This is a genomic window from Amycolatopsis sp. NPDC003731 (assembly GCF_053586895.1).
This window is the reverse complement of record NZ_JBSFNC010000172.1, coordinates 1-17,466: the sequence shown is the minus strand read 5'-3', so window position 1 is coordinate 17,466 and position 17,466 is coordinate 1. Positions and strand designations below refer to the sequence as shown.

The window sequence follows — 17,466 nt, the reverse complement described above, 5'->3', positions numbered from 1 at the left end:
ACGTCATTCCGAGTCACCACATGACCAAGACCGGACCCTAACCGCACCAAGTACGGCACCACCAACCCTGACACTGAGAGTCATTCGCGACCTTCTCGGCCGGGGAACTCTCAGCGCGGGCGGTTGGGTTTCTTGGGCAGCAGGTCGTAGAGGCCCTTGCGGGCGCCGTTGTCGTTGACGTTGCGGGCCACCGCGACCTCGGAGATGAAGTCCTCGAAGACGAACTCCTCGTCGGCCGGGACCACCGCGGGAGCCTGGTTCTGCTCCAGGTAGCCGTCCAGGGTCTCCGCGATCTCGCGGAAGGACAGCGCCTGCAACGTCTCCGGTGCGTACGTCGTCACCGGGACGCCGTGCGCGGCCGCCTCGTTCATCACCACACCCAGCGGCAGGTGCGACAGCATCGGGATGCCGAAGTCGTACATCTCCTGCAGCGCCGCGGCCGCGTAGTGCGAGATCGGCCGCCGGTACAGGCTCGGCACCAGGCCGAACCAGGACAGCGGCTGCCGCCCGACGGTCTGCTCGACGTAGCGGACCTGGTCGGCCAGCAGCCGCAGCGCGCGGATGCTCGTCTTGTCCGGCTGGACCGGCACCAGGATGCCGTGCGAGGCCGCCAGCGCGTTGTTCGTCAGCACGTCCAGCGCCGGCGGGCAGTCGATGACGCAGTGGTCGTAGTTGGCGAACTGGATGACCCGCGCGAGCTGCCAGCCGGGGACGCGGAACGAGTCGAGCCGCCGGATCAGGTCGAACATCCCCGGCGACGTCGGCACGACGTCGAGCGCGCCGCCGCGGCCGAGGTTGCTGCGCGGGTGCGGCACGACGAGTTCCTCGATCGGGCCCTTCCACGTCTTGGCCAGCGCCTTCGCCAGGCTCGGCTGGTCCGCGGCCACCTCGGACAGCCCGAGCATCTCGGTCGTCGCGTGGCCCTGCGGGTCGAGGTCGACCAGGAGCACCCGGCGGCCCCGCTCGGCCAGTGCGGCCGCGGTGCCGACGCTCAGAGAGGTCTTCCCGACCCCGCCTTTCTGGTTGACCACCGAGGTGATCTGCATGCCGGAGCGCTCCTCAAGTCGGTCGTTCCGCGAAGGTTATTGGATGCGGGCCCGTTGTGGGTGGCTATCCGCCCCCGGCCTGTCGCGGCCGGACCATCAGCGCCTGCGCGCCGGTGGCCACCGGGCCGCCTTCGTCGTGCAGGATGCTCGTCGCCGTGCCGATGCCGTGGTGGCCGACCAGCGTCACCGCGTCGAGGCCGATCCACTCGCCGGACGGCGGCCGCCGCAGGTGCACGGTGAATTCCGAGTTGATGAACCACCACTTCCGCGGGTCGAGGTAGTTGGACACGCCGCTGCCGGAGTCGGCGATGGCGAACAGCCGCTGCAGGCCGCTCGGCTCCTCGCCGTCGACCAGCGGGACGCGCTGGCGCGCCCACACGGCCGCCGGGCCCGGGACGTCCATGCCGCCCCGCACCGCGCGCCATTCGACGGCGTCGAGGTAGCCGCCCTGCCAGCCCTCCGGCCACGGCGACTCCGCGACGCTGCCGGGCGCGGGCAGCCGCGGGCCCGCGTCGGTGGCGACCTCCGCGGTGTCCGACGTCGCGATGCGCCACGCCGAGGCCCGCGCCACGATTCGTTGGGCGCTCGCCAGCTCGGCTTGCAGCAGTTCGACCGACCGGCCGGGCCGCTCGATCCGGGCCCGCACGGTGAGTTCGGCGACCGGCGCCGGGCCGAGGATCTCTACGGTCACCCGCGCGAGTTCCGCCGGGTGCGCGGATTCGACGTTTTCGAGGGCGCGGACGAGCAACGCCGACGGCGGGCCGAAGTGCTGGGCGTCCGGCGTCCACGGGCCGGCCGTGTGCCCGGTCGCGGAGAACCGGCCGTCGCCGAGCGGGGCGTAGAAGGCGTCGGCCATCAGTCGGCCCGGTCCAGGGGCGTCTCGTCGCCCGCGTCGGGCTCCGGCCAGCCGGGGTATTCGGGTGGGGTGCCGCCGTATTCGGGGCAGTGCGCCTGGTGGTCGCACCAGTTGCACAGCTTGCTCTTGTTGGCCCGGAAGTCGCCGGTCTTGCCCGCCTTGAGGATGGCCTGCCAGATGGCTTCGAGGGTGCGCTCGAAGCGCAGGAGCTCGGCTTCGTCGGGCGTGTAGGCGAGCGATTGGCCGTCGGTGAGGTACATGAGCTTCAGCTGGCGCGGGACGATCCCGCGCAGCCGCCACAGCACCACGGCGTAGAACTTCATCTGGAACATCGCCTTGGCCTCGCCGATCTCGCGTGGCGCGGCCCCGGTCTTGTAGTCGACGACCCGGATCTCGCCGGTGGGCGCGACGTCGAGCCGGTCGATGTAGCCGCGCAGCAGGACGCCGGACCCGAGTTCGATCTCGACGTGCAGCTCGCAGGCCTCCGGTTCGAGCCGTCGCGGGTCTTCGAGCTCGAAGTAGGCGTCGAGGAGCTTTTCGGCCGACTGCAGCCATTCCGCGTGTTCTTCGGGTTTTTCGCCGTCGAACAGCTCGGTCCACTCCGGACGGTCCGCGGACAGGTCCGTCCACGCCGGGCCGAGGAGCTCGCGGGCGTGGGCGGGGACGCGCTCGGCGGCCGGGAGGGCGAACAGCCGCTCCAGGACGGAGTGGACGAGCGTGCCGCGCAGCTGGGCCTTGGTCGGGACCTCCGGCAGCCGGTCGACCGCGCGGAACCGGTAGAGCAGCGGGCACTGCTTGAAGTCGCTGGCCCTCGACGGCGACAGCGCGGGCCGCCGCCGCACCTCGGTGGCGACGGCGGAGGCTGGGGTGTCGGTGGTGACAGTGTCGGCGTCGGGCATGGGCAGAGCGTAACGCCGGGGTCCGACAGTTCCGGCGACCGCAACGCCCGGCACCCCCGTATCCGGCCGGACGACACGCGTACCGGAATGGACGACACGCGTACCCCGGCGGACGACACGGCGACGGCGGTCGTGTCGTCCCGCTGAGTACGCGTGTCGTCCCGCGGGGTACGCCGGGGCACACCGGTGGGGGCCGGATCACCCGGTACCCACACCCGGGGCTCTAGGCTCTCCGCATGGCCGCGACCAGTGAACAGGGCACCGGGGGCACCCGGCAGGCCGTCCTCTCGGACGGTGGCCTCGTGCTGTTCCGGGTCGCCGGGGTGCCGGTGCTGCTCGCGCCCTCCTGGTGGGTCGGCTCGCTGATCGTCGTCGTGCTGTACGCGCCGCTGGTCGGGCGGCTGCTCCCGGAGGCCTCGACCACGACGTCGTGGCTGCTGGCCGGGGCCTTCGCGCTGCTGCTGGGCCTGTCCGTGCTCGCCCACGAACTCGGGCACTGCCTGGTCGCGCTGCGGCTGGGGATCCCGGTGCGGCGGCTGCGCCTGTTCCTGCTCGGCGGCCTGTCCGAAGTGGCCCGCACGCCCAAGCGCCCCGGCGACGAAGGCCTGGTCGCCGCGGCCGGGCCCGCGGTGTCGCTGCTGCTCGGCGGCTTCTGCGGCCTGCTGATGTTCGCCGTCCCGCCGGACGGTGCGGTCTGGCTCCTGGTCGCCGAATGCGCGGTGGCCAACCTCGCCGTCGGCGTGTTCAACCTGCTGCCCGGGCTGCCGCTGGACGGCGGCCGGCTGGTCCGCGCCGGGGTCTGGGCGGCCACCGGGATCCGCGCCAAGGGCACCCGCGCCGCGGTCGCCGGCGGCGCGGTCGTGGCCGCGGGACTGCTGGTCTGGGCCCTGTGGGGCCTGGCGACCGCGAGCCCGGACCGCTGGCTGCGGCTGGGCGTCTGCGTCGTGACGGCGTGGTTCGTGATCCTCGGCGCGCGCTCGGAGCTGGCCGCCGAAGCGCGCCGCAGCTGGCCGGAGGGCCTGAGCCTCGGCGAGCTGGTCCGGCCGGTGCTGCAGCTGCCCGCCGAGAGCCCGGTTTCGGACGCGCTGGCCGCGTCGGCCGGCCGGGGCGTGGTCCTGGTCCGCGCCGACGGCGTGGCGGCCGGGCTCCTGGACGTCGGCGAGGCGGAGCGGCTCGCGAGCGCCACCCCGCACGCCCCGGCCGAGTTCGCGGCCGAGCCGATCCGGGCCGAGACGGTGCTGCTGGCGTCGGAGCCGGGGGAGGACGTCGTCGAGCGGGTCCGCGAAACGGCGGCGTGGCAGTTCCTCGTCGTCGACGACGAGGGCCGCCCGGCGGGCGTGCTGCGCCGGGACGACCTGCGGGCCGCTCTCAACCGCCGTACCCGCTGAGCCCGGCGCCCGCGCGGCCTGCGAAGATCTGGCGTCGGCCAAACGGGTTACAGGAGGAAGTGTTGTCGGTCAGCGGACCGTTTCGCGCGGGTGATCGGGTGCAGTTGACCGACTCGAAGGGGCGGCACTACACCCTGACGCTGGCCGCCGGTGGTGAATACCACACCCATCGCGGCGCCCTGGCCCACGACGACCTGATCGGCCGCCCCGAAGGCTCGGTGGTGACGTCCGCGGGCGGGTCGACCTACCTCGCGCTGCGCCCGCTGCTGCCGGACTACGTCCTCTCGATGCCTCGCGGCGCGCAGGTGATCTACCCGAAGGACGCGGCGCAGATCGTGATGTGGGGCGACATCTTCCCCGGCGCGCGCGTGCTCGAGGCGGGCGCCGGGTCCGGCGCGCTGACGTGCTCGCTGCTGCGCGCGGTCGGCCCGGCCGGTCACGTGCACTCCTACGAGATCCGCGACGACCACGCCGAACACGCCGAGCGCAACGTGGTGAAGTTCTTCGGCGAGAAGCCGGCCAACTGGTCGCTCACGGTCGCCGACCTGGCCTCGCACGAGGGCGAGGTCGACCGGGTCGTGCTGGACATGCTGGCGCCGTGGGACCAGCTGCCGAACGTGGCCGCCCACCTGGTGCCGGGCGGCGTGCTGACGGTCTACGTGGCGACGGTGACGCAGCTCTCGCGCGTCACGGAGTCGCTCCGGGAGCAGCAGTGCTGGACCGAGCCCGAGTCGTGGGAGACGCTGATGCGCCCGTGGCACGTGGTGGGCCTGGCGGTCCGCCCGGACCACCGGATGGTGGCGCACACGGCGTTCCTGCTCACCGCGCGCCGGCTGGCGGACGGGACCGTGTCCCCGCGGGTGTCCCGCCGGCCGTCCAAGGGCAAAGGCTGAGGGAGTGCCGCCGCGCCGGAAGGCCGGCTTCGCGGTGGCGGCGGTCGTCGTCGCCGTCCTGGTCGTGCTGTGCGTGGGTTTTGCGCCGTCGTGGCTGGTCGGCCACGCACCCGGGCTCGGCGCGGCGGACCGGTTGAAGGCCGTGAACGACGTCCGCGCCACGCTGCTGCAGGCGCTCGGCGGCCTCCTGGCGCTGGCCGGCGTCGGGCTCGGCGCCGGCCTCACGTCCCGGCAGCTCTCGGCGCGGAGCAGGAGCCGACCCGGCAGGGCGCCGTCTACGCGCTGGAACAGCTGGCGGAGCTCGATCCCCGCTACCGCGGGCACGTCCACGCGCTGCTCACCTCGTTCGTCGGCACCCGGGCACCGTGGCGGGGCGAAACGACGCCGCGTCGCGAAGGCGGCGCGGCCAACGACGTGGCGGCCGCGATCGCGGCACTGGGCCGTGGCGGGATGATCGAACCGGACGCGCCGTCCGAGCTGGAACGCGTCGATCTCCGGGGCGCCGATCTGACCGGCCTGGCGATCCCGCGGGTGTGTTTCGCGGGGTCGAACCTCGAGGGCGCGATGCTGCGGAACGCGAACCTGACCGGCGCGACGCTGTCGGGCGCGCTCCTGCGGGGCGCGGATCTGCGCGGGGCGGACCTGACCGCGGCGGTCCTGGAGGGCACGGACCTGACCGGCGTCCGCACGGACGCGGCCACGCGCTGGCCCGAGGGGTTCACCCCGCCCGGCTAGCCCGGTACGCACCAGCGGCCGTTCTCCTTGTGCAGCGGGAAGGGCGTGTCCTTGATCCCGCCCGCGGCTTCGACGTGCACCTTCGCCGTCGCCGACTCGCCGCGCAGCTCGGGGGGTGCCAGCAGCTTCACCGTGACCGGACCGGCCGCGTCCCACATCCGCTGGAGGCCGGCCAGGGCCTCCGCGGTCTGCGGGCGGCAGGTGAGCTTCCCGAACGCCGCCGAGTCGTGGCGGGCGATCGCGTCCACGATCGCCTGGGCCAGCACGGCCACCGCGGCCGTGTCGGCCTCGTCCGGGGCCGGGGACAGCGTCGGGCGGGCCGGGGGTGACGGCGTCGCCGGGGCCGGGGGCGGGGAGCCGGCCGGGGCGACCAGCAGCAGCCCCAGCACCACGCCCGCGCCGGCCACGCCGAGCAGGACCAGCCCGGCGGCGAGCGGGCGGTTCACCGCCGCCGGGTGCTCACGAGCCGTCCGCCCGGACGTTGGACAGGCACCAGAGCCCGGATTCCTTCTGCGCGGACATCGTGCCGACCTTGGTCTTGCTGCCGTCGGTGGCGGAGTAGCGGACGGTGGCCTTGTCGCCGGTCTCCTCCGGCGTGCCGGTCAGCTTCACCGTGACCTTCGGGATGTCGCCCGTGGTGCCCTCGTAGACGCTGCGGCAGATGGTGTCGCCGAGCGCGTCCTCGTCGCTGGCGTTGTAGGCCGAGATGGTCGAGTCGAACAGCTCCTGGGCGCTGGCCTTGCCGCCGGGGGCGGGGCCGCCCGCGGGCTTGCTCTTCGACGTCGGGCTGGTCGGCGACGTGCTCTTGGGCTTCGGGGTGGACGCCTTCGGCGCCGTCGAGGGCGCGGTCGGCGCCGCCGAGCTGCTGCTCGCGGGCGGTGCGGCGGTCTGCTCGTCGTCGCGGTTCATCAGGACCACCGCGGTCACGCCGCCGCCGACGAGCACCACCGCGGCCACCGCGATGCCGACGATCAGGCCGGTCTTCTTCTTCGGGGGCGGGGGCGCTTCGCCGAAGCCGCCGTAGGAGTCGTAACCGCCGAAGGACTGGGGCGGCTGGCCCCACTGGTCCTGCTGGCCGTACTGGGGGTGGCCCTGCTGGGGCTGAGGGCCCGTCTGGGGCGGGTAACCGCCCTGCCCGTACTGCTGGGTGCTGTCGTACCCGCCCTGGCCGTACTGCTGCGTGCTGTCGTACCCGCCGGGCTGCCCGTACTGCTGCGTGCCGTCGTACGGGCCGGGTTGGCCGAACTGCTGGGTCCCGCCGTAACCGGGCTGGGGCTGGGGGCCGCTCTGGGGGTAACCGCCCTGCTGGGGCTGGCCGTACGGCCCGGGCTGCTGCCCGTAGCCGCCGGGCTGCTGGCCGTAGCCGCCCGGTTGCTGCGGCGGGTAGGTCATGAGTGGTGCCCCCTAGCGTTCCTTCGGTGGCGCCCGGCCGTCCGGGCCGGTACAGCGTCGCCCGATGCTAGCCACCGGGCCGGGCCGCCGCGCGGTTAGGGCGGAACTGGCCGGAATTGCCCGGATCCCGGGGGAGGGTTGGCGGCGTCACGGGCGGGGTACTTCGAGCCTGCTTGCTTCGTCCCGGCCCGGACGGACCCGCGACACACCGGCGCCACGGCACCGAAATGGCCGCTTGCGCTGCGGGAATGTCCGTGCTGGAGGGGGCCGGCAAACCGCGACGCGCCGATCTTGTGATCCGGAAAGGCCTTTTCTTGTCGGTGATCGCCGGTACCGTGGAATGAAAAGCACTCCGAGGAGGTGCCCGATGCATCATGACCTTCCCGGAGGTCGGCGCGAGGAGGCCGACCCTTCAGCAACATCCGGAGCTGGGACGACGGCGGACGAGCAGGCTCGGCAGATCCGTTTTCTCGAGGAAGAAGTGGCGCTGCTGCGCCGCAAACTGACGGACTCGCCACGGCAGAACCGGGTTCTCGAACAGCGGCTCGCCGAGGCCTCGGAAAGGGTGAGCCAGCTCACCGAACGCAACACCAAACTGGTCGAAACCCTGCGCGAAGCGCGAGGACAGCTCCTCGCTCTCCGTGAAGAGGTCGACAGGCTGGCCCAGCCACCCTCCGGCTACGGCGTCTTCGTCGAGGCCTACGAGGACAACACGGTGGACGTCTTCACGGCCGGCCGGAAGATGCGGGTGTCGGTTTCGCCCGCGGTCGAGATCTCGTCCCTGCGCCGCGGCCAGGCGCTGCGGCTCAACGAGGCGCTCACCGTGGTCGAGGGCGGCGGGTTCGAACGCACCGGTGAGGTGTGCGCGCTGCGTGAGGTGCTCGCCCCGGACGTCGAGGGCGGCAGCCCCCGCGCCCTGGTGGTCGGGCACGCGGACGAAGAGCGGGTGGTCCTGCTCTCCGACCTGCTGGCCGAGCAGCCGCTCAAGCCGGGCGACTCGCTGCTGGTCGACTCCAAGGCCGGCTACGCGTACGAGCGCGTGCCGAAGGCGGAGGTCGAGGACCTGGTGCTGGAGGAGGTGCCCGACGTCCGCTACGAGGACATCGGTGGCCTCACCCGGCAGATCGAGCAGATCAGGGACGCGGTCGAGCTGCCGTTCCTGCACGCCGACCTGTACCAGGAGTACCAGCTGCGGCCGCCCAAGGGCGTCCTGCTCTACGGCCCGCCGGGCTGCGGCAAGACGCTCATCGCCAAGGCGGTGGCGAACTCGCTGGCCAAGAAGGTGGCCGAAGCGCGGGGCGACGCGGCGGACGGGAAGTCCTACTTCCTGAACATCAAGGGTCCCGAGCTGCTGAACAAGTTCGTCGGGGAGACCGAGCGGCACATCCGCCTGATCTTCCAGCGGGCGCGGGAGAAGGCCTCCGAGGGCACCCCGGTGATCGTGTTCTTCGACGAGATGGACTCGATCTTCCGGACCCGTGGTTCGGGCGTGTCGTCCGACGTGGAGACCACGATCGTGCCGCAGCTGCTGTCGGAGATCGACGGTGTCGAAGGCCTGGAGAACGTCATCGTCATCGGCGCCTCCAACCGCGAGGACATGATCGACCCGGCGATCCTGCGGCCGGGCCGGCTCGACGTCAAGATCAAGATCGAGCGTCCGGACGCCGAAGGCGCGAAGGACATCTTCTCCAAGTACCTGGCCGAAGGCCTGCCGATCCACGCGGACGACCTCGCCGAGTTCGGCGGCGACGCCAAGGCGACGTTCGACGCGATGATCCAGCACACGGTCGAGCGGATGTACGAGGAGAGCGACGAGAACCGGTTCCTCGAGGTGACCTACGCCAACGGGGACAAGGAAGTCCTGTACTTCCGCGACTTCAACTCGGGCGCGATGATCCAGAACATCGTGGACCGGGCGAAGAAGTCGGCGATCAAGTCGGTGCTGGAGACGAAGCAGCCGGGTCTGCGCGTGCAGCACCTGCTCGACGCGATCGTCGACGAGTTCGCGGAGAACGAGGACCTCCCGAACACCACCAACCCGGACGACTGGGCCCGGATCTCCGGCAAGAAGGGCGAGCGGATCGTCTACATCCGCACGCTCGTCACCGGCAAGAACCAGGACTCGGGGCGGGCGATCGACACCGCCACGAACACCGGTCAGTACCTGTAGTTCCGGCGCTCGGTGGGGCGGCTCGCTTCGGCGGCCGCCCCATCGGCGTGTCTAACGGCGGATGAGCTCGGGCTCGCCCTTGCGCAGCCGGAGCCGCCCGTGGGCCGCGAGGATCCCCAGCACCACGAGCAGCGCCCCGGCCGGCTGGTTCCAGCTCACCGGCTCACCCAGCACGAGCACCCCGAGCAGCACGCCCACCACCGGCGTCAGGTACGTCACCGCGGAGGCGTTGGCCGCGCCCCAGGCCGCGATGATCCGGGTGTTCCAGGCGTAGGCGATGCCCGTGCCGAACACGCCGAGCGCGATCATGCTCGCCACCACCGGCAGGCTCAGGTGCATCGGTGTCGCCGCGATCGCCGGGGTCAGCAGGCCCAGGATCACCGTCGCCGACGCCGTCTGCCCGAACGCGACGACCACCGGGTCCGTCCCACGAGGTGAGACGAACCGGCGCAGGTACACGAAACACGCGCCGTAGCACGTCGTTGCGCCGAGGCACGCGAGCTGGGCGGTCAGCTGGTGGGACACGTCGATGCCGTGCCACACGCCGACGATCGTGAGCACGCCCAGGAAGCCCAGCAACAGGCCGAGCACCCGCGGCGGAGTGAACCGCTCCTCGGGCAGCGCCGCGGCGGCCAGCAGCATCGTGATCAGCGGCGTCGTCGCGTTGAAGATGCTGGCCAAACCCGACGAAATGTACTGCTCCGCCCACGAAAACAGCAGGAACGGCACCACGCACAGCAACACCGACACGGCCGCGAGGTGCCCCCACAGCACCGGATCACGGGGCAGCGGCCGCCGGCGCACCAGCAGGATCCCGCCCAGCGCCGAGGCGCCCAGCGCGACGCGGGCGAGCGCGACCTGACCGGGCGAGAGCCCACCGAGGCCCACCTTGATGAACAGGAAACTCGCACCCCACACGATCGCCAGCAGCGCGAACCGCACCGTGACCCCGAACTCCGCCCGTCGCATGGCCGCAGTCAAACCGCCGGACCCACCGCGAAGCCAGTGGTTTTCCGACGCCGCATTGTGTATAACGGCCTATACCATGGGGCAGGAATGGCAGGCAGCGGTCGAGTATGTGGAAACCCGCGCCGGCGGGCCGCCGCTGCCGGAGGGGCTCGACGTCACGATCCACTTCCACCCGGACCGGCTGGTGGGGGAGGTGCCGCTGCTGCGGCACTGGCTGGCCGACGGGGTCTACCGCTCGCAGTTCGAGACCGGGACGAGCAACGGCGGCCTGACCGCGCACCCCGGCGGGGCCCGGTGGCACTGGGAACACCGGATGTTCGGCGGTGTCTACGACGGGCTGCCGCCGTCGGAGCGTCCGAAGTACGGCTCGCTCGACCACCGCCGCCGTCCGGCGGGCGGCTCGGTCCGGTTCGGGTCGGCGCACTTCCGGCTCGAGCGCGAAGTGCTGGACCGGACGACGTTCTGCTACCCGGACAGCTTCCACGAGCCGGTGCACTTCGGCACCCGCGCCCGCTTCCCGCTGCTCCCGCTCGTCGAAGCGGACACCCCCGACGAACTCGACGACTACATCGAAGCCCACGTCCACGGCCCGCTCCGGCTGCCGGACGACGTCGCGGCCCTGGTGCTCGACCCGTCGTTCCGCGGCACCGACGTCGAAGCCGCGGCCGCGGAGTTTCCGTTCCCCACCCGCTGGCACCACGGGTTCCGGCTCGCCGTGACGACGCTCGCCGAGCACGCGGACTACCGCGGCGCGGACGTCGTGCGGGCCGGCGAAGACATCGCCGAAGACGGGTGGCTGGACGCCCGCGTCATCGGCGACGCCGTCCGCGCCGGCCGGCACGATCCCCAGGTGCTCAAGCGCGTGTGGCACTGCACCGCGCGGTTCGGGCTACGCGGGTAGCAGCGCCTCGGTCAGCCGCCGCCAGTGGGGCATGGCCGAAGTGCCCGGTTCGACGCCGATGACCTGGACGCCGACGTGGTCGGCGCCCGCGTCGAGGTGCTGCTGCAGCTTCGCGGTGATGGTCTCGAGGTCGCCCCAGAACACGAGGTCGTCGACGAGCCGGTCGCTGCCGCCGTCGATGTCTTGTCCGGTGTAGCCGAGCCGGAGGAACTTCGCGATGTTGTACGGCGTGGTGAGGTACGGGTGCAGGTGCTTGCGGGCGATCTCGCGCGCCTTGGCCGCGTCCGTCTCGAACAGCACCGCGTGCTCGACACCGAGGAACGGTTCCGCGCCGAGGATCTCGCGCGCCTGTGCCGTGTGTTCCGGGGTGACGTGGTAGGTGTGCGCGCCCGCCGAGCGGTCGCGGGCCAGCTCCAGCATCTTCGGGCCGTACGCGGCGAGGATCCGGCGCATCGGCGCGCGCGGGGCGGGGTTGACCTTTGGGTCGACGTCCAGGGCGTCGAGGTAGTCGTTCATCGCCCGAAGCGGCTTCGCGCCGGGCTTTCCGGCGCCGAAACCCAGGCCCAGCAGGTGGCGGTCGGGGTAGGCATCGGCCAGCAGCAGGGCCGCGCCGCGGGTCCACTGCGCCTCGCGGGACCAGATCTGCGCGATGCCGTTGACGACGGTGAGGCGTTCGGTGGCGGCGAGGAGGAACCCGGCGTGCGTGAGGGCCTCCCGGCCCTGGCTTTCCGGGATCCAGATCGCCGGCCAGCCGAGTTCTTCCAGCTCCCGCACCGAATCCCGGATCAGGCCGGCCGGCTGGTCCTCGAAGTCGAACGTCCAGATCCCGTAGCGGCCGAGCCGCATGTTCTCGATCATACCCATAAATCGAAGTATCGCAGATTTTCGATATGAAGCAACGGCCGGGCCGGCGAACCGGGGGAGGAGCAGGTCAGAGGATGTCGCCGAGAGTGGCGACGAGCTCGGCGATCCGGGCTTCGTCCCGCTTGTAGTGCGTCCACTTGCCGACGCGCGTCGCCCGCACCAGCCCGGCACGCTGCAGCTCGGCCATGTACGCCGAGACGGTCGACTGCGCGAGCCCGGTCTTCTCCTGGATGTGCGTCACGCACACGCCGACCTCGACCGGATCGGCGATGGCCCGCTCCACCGCGAAGTGCCGCACCGGCTCCCGCAGCCACCGCAGCACCTGCAACCGCACCGGGTTCGCGAGCGCCTTGAACACGTCGAGCAGCTGCTCGACATTGGCTTCGGGTTCGGTGTGCGCAGTCATGGGCCTCGAGATCAGCATAACCGCCCCCGGCGTGTACTCCCCGCCGCCGCGCGTATAACGACCTATACTCACGGGCGTGACCGAAGAATCCCGGCCTCGCGCACCCATCACCGAAGCCGACGTCCTGGCCTGGCTGGAGACGACGGCGGCCGCCGTCGAAGCGGGGGAGGTGAGTGCCCAGGAACTCATCGACATGCTCGGCGAACTGCGCCGGGCGTCCGCGGCCTGCGCCGACGCCTCGGACTGGCTGCTGCTCGCGGCCCGCGAAGGCGGCGCCAGCCTCCGCCAGATCGCGCCCGTCTTCGGCAAGGGCTACGTCCGGGCCCCCGCCGCGCGCCTCGAGAAGCTGCACCGCCAAGCGCAGACCGCGGGGCAGTGGCTCGCCATCCTGCGGCACAAGCAGACCGCATGAGTACGCGCATCGCCCTCGGACTGGCGGCGCTGGGCCGTCCCGCGTACATCAACCTGGGCAGCGAAGGGGCGCTGCCGGCGGTGCGGGACGTCGCTTCGATGCGCGCGGCGACGTTCGCGGTGCTCGACGACGCCTACGCCGCGGGTATCCGGCACGTCGACGTCGCGCGCTCCTACGGGCGGTCCGAGGAGTTCCTGGCCGGCTGGCTCGCCGAGCGCGGGCACGCGGGGATCGAGGTCTCCAGCAAGTGGGGCTACGCCTACGTGGGCGAGTGGCGGCTCGACGCCGACGTGCACGAGGTGAAGGAACATTCGGCGGCTCGGTTCGCGGCGCAGTGGGCGGAAACCCTGGCGCTGCTGGGCGATCGGGTCGGGCTCTACCAGGTGCATTCGCTCACTGTGGACAGTCCGCTGTTCACCGACGAGCCGTTGCTCGAAGCGCTCGCGGAGCTGTCCGCGAACGGGGTCGCGGTCGGGTTTTCCACGTCCGGGCCGGCCCAGGCGGCCGCGATCGAGCGGGCGTTCGCGCTGGAAGTGGCCGGACGCCCGGTGTTTTCGGCGGTGCAGTCGACGTGGAACGTCCTGGAACCGTCCGCGGGCCCGGCCCTGGCCGCGGCGCACGCGGCCGGGAAGCGGGTGCTGGTCAAGGAAACCCTGGCCAACGGCAGGCTGGCGGTCGAAGCTCCGGCCGGGGTCCGCGAGCTCGCGGCCGCGCACGGGACCGGGCCGGACGCGGTCGCGGTGGCCGCGGTGCTGGCCAACGCCTGGGTGGACCGGGCGGTCCTCGGCCCGGCGAGCCCGGCGCAGCTGGCGGCGAACCTGCGGGGCGCCACGCTTTCGCTGAGCACGGAAGAGGAGGCCGTCCTCGCGGGCCTGGCGGAGAATCCGGAGCAGTACTGGCGACACCGGTCCTCCTTGGCGTGGCGGTGAGCCGCTGCACTACCCTTCGCAGGCACAGGAGCACGTTGGGAGGCCGGATCAGGTGCGTCATCGGCAGGCGATCGCGTTGGCCGCGGTCGCGTTGGTCGGCCTCACGGGCTGCGAAGGGCCGGATCCGAACAACCTCGAGACGTACTACGACGATCCGGTGACCACGTCGGCGCCGGCCCCGGCCCCCGTGGAGGCGCGGGTGAGCCAGGCACAGGCCGCGCCGGTGAAACCGCCGGCCCCCAACCTCGGCCCGCTCGCGGAGCGGGCGCTGCTGACCGACGCCGACGTCGAGGAAGAAGGCGTGCAGCCAGGGTCCGGTGAAGCTTCGGGGTGCCTGACGGCGGCGGTGTCGGCCACCAGCCGGACGGCGTCCTGGCGCTATCCCAGCGGCTCGGTGCTGAGCCACCGCGTGGCCGCGTATCCGGAGCCGGCGGCGGCCCAGGCCGTGGCGAGCGCCGAGTGCGCGGGCCGTGAGGTCACCGTGCCCGCCCAGTCCGGGGTCGAGGTCCAGCGGGCGTGGTGCGAGGGCAAGACCTGCACGGTGTTGCTGGCGAAGGGCAGGCTCGTGTCCGGGCTGACCGTCTCGGCGAGCACGGAGGCCCGGGCGGTGGACGCGGCGAAGCGCTTGCTGCCGGCGATGACGGCGAAGCTCGCGGCTCAGCCGTAACGGCGGAACCATTCCTGGACGCCTTCGCGGCCGTCGGGGATGAAGGGCAGCTCGGGGGCCGGGTCGTCGACCCAGGCCCGCAGCTCGTCCAGGCTGATCCAGCGGCCTTCGACGATCTCTTCGGCCTGATGGCGGATCAGGCCGTCCCAGCGGACCTCGAAGGCGAAGTTGTGGCAGCGGTTGCGGCCGTCGTCGTAGACCTTGGTGAACAGGGGAACGGGTTCCACTCCCTGGACGCCGAGTTCTTCGGCGAGTTCGCGGCGGGCGCATTCGGCCGGGGTCTCGCCCGCGGCCACCACCCCACCGGCCCAGCAGTCCCAGGTCGAGGGGAACACGTCCTTACCGGGAGTGCGCAGGTGCACGTAGACCGCGGCTCCGTCACCCGAACGGACCAGCACGACGCCCGCGGCGTGCCACAACGCGCCGGCGCGGACGGCGGCGCGGGTGGTGCGGCCGACCACCGCACCGGCCTGGTCATAGAGGGCAACGAGTTCGTCACTGCCTGGCATGGGTGCATCGTTCCACTAGGACGACCCCGTAGGGTGGGGACATGCGGCGGATCATGGGAACCGAAGTCGAGTACGGCATCTCCGTGCCGGGCGACGCGACGGCGAACCCGGTACTCACCTCCACCCAGGTCGTGCTGGCGTACGCGGCGGCGGCCGACATCCCGCGCGCCCGCCGGGCGCGGTGGGACTACGAGGTGGAGAGCCCGCTGCGGGACGCGCGCGGGTTCGACCTGACCGGCCCGGGCGGCCCGGGGCACGACCCGGACGTCGAGGACCTGGGCGCGGCGAACGTCATCCTGACCAACGGGGCACGGCTGTACGTCGACCACGCGCACCCGGAGTACTCGGCGCCCGAGGTGACGAACGCGCGTGACGCGGTCATCTGGGACAAGGCGGGCGAGCGGGTGATGGAGGAGGCGGCGATGAAGGCCGCTTCCGTGCCGGGCCAGCCGCAGCTGCAGCTGTACAAGAACAACGTCGACGGCAAGGGCGCGAGCTACGGCACGCACGAGAACTACCTGATGGCGCGGTCGACGCCGTTCACCGCGGTGATCGCCGGGCTGACGCCGTTCTTCGTCTCGCGGCAGGTGGTCACCGGCTCGGGCCGGCTCGGGATCGGCCAGCAGAGTGAAGAGGCCGGGTTCCAGCTCTCCCAGCGTGCGGACTACATCGAGGTCGAGGTCGGCCTGGAGACCACGCTCAAGCGCGGGATCATCAACACCCGCGACGAGCCGCACGCGGACGCGGACAAGTACCGGCGGCTGCACGTCATCATCGGCGACGCGAACATGTCGGAGTACTCGACGTACCTCAAGGTCGGGACGACGGCGCTGGTGCTGGACCTGATCGAGTCCGGTATCCGGTTCGACGACCTGAAGCTGGACGAACCGGTCAAGGCCGTCCACCAGATCAGCCACGACCCGACGCTGAAGACGCAGGTCGCGCTGGCGAACGGCAAGAAGTACACCGGGCTGGACCTGCAGTTCGCCTACCACGAGATCGCGTCGCAGAACCTCGAGCGGACCGGCGCCGACCAGGCGTCGAAGGAGGTCCTGCGGGTCTGGGGCGAGATCTTGGACGCGCTGGCCCGCGACCCGCAGGAGTGCGCGGACCGGCTGGACTGGCCGGCCAAGCTGCGGCTGCTCGAGGGCTACCGGCAGCGCGACCAGCTGGCCTGGGGCGCGCCCCGGCTGCGGCTGGTCGACCTGCAGTATTCGGACGTGCGGCTGGCGAAGGGCCTGTACAACCGGCTCGTCACCCGCGGGTCGATGAAGCGCCTGGTCACCGAGGAGGAGGTGCTGGCCGCGGTGACGACGCCGCCGTCGGACACCCGCGCCTACTTCCGCGGCCGGGCGCTGGAGAAGTACGCGACGTCGATCGCGGCGGCTTCGTGGGATTCGGTCATCTTCGACGTGGGCAAGGAGTCGCTGGTGCGGATCCCGACCCTGGAGCCGCTGCGGGGGACGAAGGCGCACGTCGGCAAGCTGCTGGACAACGCGGCGACGGCGGAGGAGCTCGTGGAGGCGCTCACCGGTTCGGACTAGGCGGGACGCACCAGCGATCGCGGCGTGACCCCGAATGTCGGGGCCGCTGGGTAGGCTAGGAAACATCAGCCACACCGGGAGGCGAGATGGCCCAGGAAAAGATCGAAAAGCACGGCGGTGGTGACTCCGACGAGGAGTTCGACGACACCGGCGCGGCGGGTCAGGAGCGGCGCGAGAAGCTCGGCGAGGACGTCGACACGATCCTCGACGAGATCGACGACGTGCTCGAGGAGAACGCCGAGGACTTCGTCCGGGCCTACGTGCAGAAGGGCGGCGAATAGCCGCTGTCGAGGGCACTGCGCCCTTGCCGACCGTTCAGCCGGCGGCCGGGGCTCCGCGCGGCGTCCGTGCCCGCGCGGGGCTCCGGCCCGCACAGATGGGATTTTTGAGCACGTATGGACAACACCAGGGGCATCTCGGGTCCCGCGCTGCCTGCGCCGTACTTCTCTTCGGCGACGTCGTCGTTTTCGGACTTCCTGCGCGTGCAGGCGCCGGAGCTGCTGCCCGAGCGGCGGGTGACGCCGGGCGCGGCCGAGCTGGGCGTGCCGCACGGGACGACGATCGTCGCGTGCACCTTCGCCGGCGGGGTGCTGATCGCGGGTGACCGGCGGGCGACGTCGGGGAACCTGATCGCGAGCCGCGACATCGAGAAGGTGCACGTCACCGACGAGTATTCGGCGGTCGGCATCGCGGGCACGGCGGGGCTGGCCGTGGAGATGGTGCGGTTGTACGCGGTCGAGCTGGCGCACTACGAGAAGATCGAGGGCGTTTCGCTGTCGCTGGACGGCAAGACGAACAAGCTGGCCGGGATGGTCAAGGCCAACCTCGAGATGGCGATGGCCGGGCTGGCGGCGATCCCGCTGTTCGTGGGCTACGACCTGGAGGC

At 71.9% G+C, this 17,466-nt stretch carries 21 protein-coding genes; 12 read left to right on the top strand and 9 right to left on the bottom strand.

Annotated features, from left to right (window positions below; genetic code table 11):
• Positions 1–110: 110 nt before the first annotated feature.
• The 3 genes from ACWDN5_RS40905 to ACWDN5_RS40895 form a co-directional block, all read right to left on the bottom strand.
• The gene (locus tag ACWDN5_RS40905; protein ID WP_310972958.1) at positions 111–1,046 is read right to left on the bottom strand and encodes a ParA family protein; all 936 of its coding nucleotides are present in this window, start codon (positions 1,044–1,046) and stop codon (positions 111–113) included.
• 64 nt (positions 1,047–1,110) lie between these two features.
• Positions 1,111–1,902 (bottom strand): thioesterase family protein, encoded by a 792-nt coding sequence (locus ACWDN5_RS40900; protein ID WP_449680060.1) that lies wholly within the window; start codon positions 1,900–1,902, stop codon positions 1,111–1,113.
• On the bottom strand, positions 1,902–2,801 hold the full coding sequence (locus ACWDN5_RS40895; protein ID WP_449680059.1) for a RecB family exonuclease: 900 nt from the start codon (positions 2,799–2,801) through the stop codon (positions 1,902–1,904). The genes ACWDN5_RS40900 and ACWDN5_RS40895 overlap by 1 nt, the downstream gene beginning before the upstream one ends.
• Positions 2,802–3,037: 236 nt before the next feature.
• Between ACWDN5_RS40895 and ACWDN5_RS40890 the strand changes: the two genes are divergently transcribed.
• From ACWDN5_RS40890 to ACWDN5_RS40875, 4 genes are all read left to right on the top strand, one after another.
• On the top strand, positions 3,038–4,189 hold the full coding sequence (locus ACWDN5_RS40890; protein ID WP_310972955.1) for a site-2 protease family protein: 1,152 nt from the start codon (positions 3,038–3,040) through the stop codon (positions 4,187–4,189).
• A gap of 62 nt (positions 4,190–4,251) precedes the next feature.
• A complete protein-coding gene (locus ACWDN5_RS40885) occupies positions 4,252–5,082 on the top strand; it encodes a tRNA (adenine-N1)-methyltransferase (RefSeq protein ID WP_310972954.1) in 831 nt (276 codons plus the stop codon).
• A 4-nt stretch (positions 5,083–5,086) separates the two neighbouring features.
• Positions 5,087–5,536 (top strand): hypothetical protein, encoded by a 450-nt coding sequence (locus ACWDN5_RS40880; protein WP_449680058.1) that lies wholly within the window; start codon positions 5,087–5,089, stop codon positions 5,534–5,536.
• Positions 5,533–5,817, top strand: coding sequence for a pentapeptide repeat-containing protein (locus ACWDN5_RS40875; protein WP_449680057.1), 285 nt, complete (start codon positions 5,533–5,535; stop codon positions 5,815–5,817). The genes ACWDN5_RS40880 and ACWDN5_RS40875 overlap by 4 nt, the downstream gene beginning before the upstream one ends.
• On the opposite strand, the gene ACWDN5_RS40870 is transcribed toward ACWDN5_RS40875, so the two are convergent.
• Positions 5,814–6,263 carry a hypothetical protein gene (locus tag ACWDN5_RS40870; RefSeq protein ID WP_449680056.1) on the bottom strand — a complete coding sequence of 150 codons (450 nt, stop codon included), beginning with the start codon at positions 6,261–6,263 and terminating at the stop codon, positions 5,814–5,816. The two genes, ACWDN5_RS40875 and ACWDN5_RS40870, sit on opposite strands and share 4 nt — an antisense overlap.
• Before the next feature lie 13 nt (positions 6,264–6,276).
• Positions 6,277–7,209: a hypothetical protein gene (locus tag ACWDN5_RS40865; RefSeq protein ID WP_449680055.1), complete on the bottom strand. Its 933-nt coding sequence runs from the start codon at positions 7,207–7,209 to the stop codon at positions 6,277–6,279.
• Positions 7,210–7,576: 367 nt separating this feature from the next.
• On the opposite strand from ACWDN5_RS40865, the gene arc reads away from it, so the two are divergent.
• Positions 7,577–9,379 carry a proteasome ATPase gene (gene arc / locus ACWDN5_RS40860; RefSeq protein ID WP_176169477.1) on the top strand — a complete coding sequence of 601 codons (1,803 nt, stop codon included), beginning with the start codon at positions 7,577–7,579 and terminating at the stop codon, positions 9,377–9,379.
• 51 nt (positions 9,380–9,430) lie between these two features.
• Here the strand turns inward: arc and ACWDN5_RS40855 are convergent, their stop codons facing one another.
• A complete protein-coding gene (locus ACWDN5_RS40855; protein WP_449680054.1) occupies positions 9,431–10,348 on the bottom strand; it encodes a DMT family transporter in 918 nt (305 codons plus the stop codon).
• 76 nt (positions 10,349–10,424) lie between these two features.
• Between ACWDN5_RS40855 and ACWDN5_RS40850 the strand changes: the two genes are divergently transcribed.
• The gene (locus ACWDN5_RS40850; RefSeq protein WP_449680053.1) at positions 10,425–11,249 is read left to right on the top strand and encodes a DUF3626 domain-containing protein; all 825 of its coding nucleotides are present in this window, start codon (positions 10,425–10,427) and stop codon (positions 11,247–11,249) included.
• Here ACWDN5_RS40850 and ACWDN5_RS40845 read toward each other — a convergent pair.
• Positions 11,238–12,113, bottom strand: a complete 876-nt coding sequence (locus ACWDN5_RS40845) for a TIGR03620 family F420-dependent LLM class oxidoreductase (RefSeq protein WP_449680052.1) — start codon at positions 12,111–12,113, stop codon at positions 11,238–11,240. The two genes, ACWDN5_RS40850 and ACWDN5_RS40845, sit on opposite strands and share 12 nt — an antisense overlap.
• A 67-nt stretch (positions 12,114–12,180) precedes the next feature.
• Positions 12,181–12,519, bottom strand: a complete 339-nt coding sequence (locus ACWDN5_RS40840; RefSeq protein ID WP_449680051.1) for an ArsR/SmtB family transcription factor — start codon at positions 12,517–12,519, stop codon at positions 12,181–12,183.
• A gap of 76 nt (positions 12,520–12,595) precedes the next feature.
• Between ACWDN5_RS40840 and ACWDN5_RS40835 the strand changes: the two genes are divergently transcribed.
• Genes ACWDN5_RS40835 through ACWDN5_RS40825 form a run of 3 tightly spaced genes read left to right on the top strand, consistent with a single transcriptional unit; the run spans position 12,596 to position 14,527 of the window.
• On the top strand, positions 12,596–12,931 hold the full coding sequence (locus ACWDN5_RS40835) for a hypothetical protein (protein ID WP_091311461.1): 336 nt from the start codon (positions 12,596–12,598) through the stop codon (positions 12,929–12,931).
• Entirely contained in the window at positions 12,928–13,860 is a 933-nt protein-coding gene (locus ACWDN5_RS40830; protein WP_449680050.1) for an aldo/keto reductase, read from the top strand. Before ACWDN5_RS40835 ends, ACWDN5_RS40830 begins: the two co-directional genes overlap by 4 nt.
• Positions 13,861–13,912: 52 nt before the next feature.
• Positions 13,913–14,527 (top strand): hypothetical protein, encoded by a 615-nt coding sequence (locus tag ACWDN5_RS40825; protein WP_449680049.1) that lies wholly within the window; start codon positions 13,913–13,915, stop codon positions 14,525–14,527.
• Here ACWDN5_RS40825 and ACWDN5_RS40820 read toward each other — a convergent pair.
• The gene (locus tag ACWDN5_RS40820; protein WP_449680048.1) at positions 14,518–15,036 is read right to left on the bottom strand and encodes an NUDIX domain-containing protein; all 519 of its coding nucleotides are present in this window, start codon (positions 15,034–15,036) and stop codon (positions 14,518–14,520) included. The genes ACWDN5_RS40825 and ACWDN5_RS40820 overlap by 10 nt on opposite strands.
• A 41-nt stretch (positions 15,037–15,077) precedes the next feature.
• On the opposite strand from ACWDN5_RS40820, the gene dop reads away from it, so the two are divergent.
• From dop to prcB, 3 genes are all read left to right on the top strand, one after another.
• Positions 15,078–16,580 (top strand): depupylase/deamidase Dop, encoded by a 1,503-nt coding sequence (gene dop, locus ACWDN5_RS40815; protein ID WP_310972943.1) that lies wholly within the window; start codon positions 15,078–15,080, stop codon positions 16,578–16,580.
• An 86-nt stretch (positions 16,581–16,666) separates the two neighbouring features.
• A complete protein-coding gene (locus ACWDN5_RS40810; RefSeq protein ID WP_013226725.1) occupies positions 16,667–16,861 on the top strand; it encodes a ubiquitin-like protein Pup in 195 nt (64 codons plus the stop codon).
• Positions 16,862–16,975: 114 nt separating this feature from the next.
• Positions 16,976–17,466 (top strand): proteasome subunit beta (prcB, locus tag ACWDN5_RS40805; protein WP_449680047.1); only part of this gene is annotated, 491 nt, incomplete at its 3' end.